The sequence below is a fragment of the Rahnella sp. ChDrAdgB13 genome, from assembly GCF_017655185.1.
GTDB lineage: Bacteria > Pseudomonadota > Gammaproteobacteria > Enterobacterales > Enterobacteriaceae > Rahnella > Rahnella contaminans.
Window position 1 is genome coordinate 1 of the sequence record NZ_JAEMGT010000232.1, and the last position, 1,695, is coordinate 1,695.

At 45.1% G+C, this 1,695-nt stretch carries 3 protein-coding genes; 2 read left to right on the forward strand and 1 reads right to left on the reverse strand.

The window, feature by feature from the left end; genetic code table 11:
• Positions 1–451: 451 nt before the first annotated feature.
• Positions 452–1,048 (reverse strand): hypothetical protein, encoded by a 597-nt coding sequence (locus J8X26_RS27215; RefSeq protein ID WP_208952632.1) that lies wholly within the window; start codon positions 1,046–1,048, stop codon positions 452–454.
• 165 nt (positions 1,049–1,213) lie between these two features.
• Between J8X26_RS27215 and J8X26_RS27220 the strand changes: the two genes are divergently transcribed.
• Together J8X26_RS27220 and J8X26_RS27225 are read left to right on the forward strand one after the other, a co-directional pair.
• Positions 1,214–1,462 (forward strand): helix-turn-helix domain-containing protein, encoded by a 249-nt coding sequence (locus J8X26_RS27220; RefSeq protein ID WP_208952633.1) that lies wholly within the window; start codon positions 1,214–1,216, stop codon positions 1,460–1,462.
• Positions 1,463–1,464: 2 nt separating this feature from the next.
• Positions 1,465–1,695 (forward strand): DNA-binding protein (locus tag J8X26_RS27225; RefSeq protein ID WP_280118850.1); only part of this gene is annotated, 231 nt, incomplete at its 3' end.

Below are 1,695 nucleotides of genomic sequence, written 5' to 3' on the forward strand. Positions count from 1 at the left end.
TGTACGGATTACCTGAGGAAGTCGGCGACGAGGGGAGCTTTTATCTAAATCCGATTTATTCAACAAAGCCATTCGCCTCATAAAGATCTGACCGAAAAACGTGCCGATGCCATCAGACAGGCGGCGGGTAACGTACACACTTACCGTATCCGGGTCTGATGAGTTTACCGGTCTGAAACGCAGCAAGTGTGGGGTGGTAATCATTTTGATACTGATCGAGTGAACCTCGACTAAGCCGTCATCCCTTTAGTGGCGCGGCTTGAGAGAGATTCAGTGATTTGATACTCGTCCTGAAAAAATGACTGAAAAGTGATTTTTTTGAACGGTATTTGAGTTGGAATGATTGTGGTTTAAATAAGTTTGAATGGCGTTTAAATGTTTTCTGAATGTGGTCATGTCAAAAGTGGCCAGTCTGATCATAGCAAGGCTATGGCGCCCGCCTATAATTCAATTAGCTGGCCTGCTTTCTTTTAGTCGTTAGGCTTTGGGGGAGTATTTCGCCTGCATTATCGGGATCACACTCTCCAGCTTCTTCATCGATACGAGCTGCTTCCTCAAGTGTTTGTGGCTGTAAGCCAAGTATCTTTTCTTTCATTACACGATCCAGCCTTAGAAGCTTGATGTTGTCCTCATCAAGTAGGTACAAAACAGTCTCAACGCCTTTACGGGTAAGGGTTTCAACTAACCCCCTTCTTTCCTCTTCGTCCAGAAATGATAGCATTTCTGATAACTTCTCCAGATTATTGCCCCTCGGCAACTCGGATTGGTTCTTTTGGTTTTTATTGGTGTCAGTTGGACCATCCCCCTCACCACTGGTTAGCCATTCCATAGTGACTCCTTCAACTTCAGCAATTTTAGCCAATTGGCTATGTCGTGGGACTGGTTGGATTTCTTTCCTTCGATAGTAGTTCTTAAGCGTGTTTACATTTATACCCCAAGCCCGAGCAGCAGCACTCCTTGAAGGGTAGCGTTCAACTAACTTGAAAACTCTCTCAATTACAGGTTCTTTTTCCGCTTGGGGAAAAGAACCATTTAGTTCTTTTGTCATGGCGCGTTCTTTTCTATTTAACTCACTGATATAAAATGAGTATTTAAATTAATATCCGAATACACCAAAAACACCTTGATTTGGTTCTTTTGGCTCGTTAAGATTTTATCCGTAGAGATAACCCGATGGTTATCCCTCTGAATAACTTTTTAGGATAGATGAATGATGAACCAAAAAGAAGATCTGCTTGCCGATTGGCACCCAGAAGACATCAAGTCTGAGATCCACAAGCGTGGTTTGTCTTTTAGCGAGCTTAGCCGCCGAAATGGTTACGCAGCCGGTTCTTTGAAAACTGTATTGCGCACACCTTGCAAGCCATATCAGCGGATCGTTGCTGAAGCATTAGGGGTAACGCCTGAAATTATCTGGCCCAGCCGTTATAAAACAGAAAGTTATATGCGTAAGGCGTCCTGATTATGTTTATTGTCGCAAAAGAACTGCTGGGTGTTGTCGGACTCCCCGCGACAGTCAAAGGGATTCGTGAGGCTCTTTGTCGTCTTTCAGCGGGAACGCCTGAATGGGTTCGTAAACGTGAAGGCACCAAAGCTTTCGAATATCACGTTGATTGCCTGCCTGAAGAAGCGCGAAAAGTTGTGCAGGCCCGTGCGGCGCAGCGTGTGCTGGCGGAATCCCGTGCCTCTGCTCCT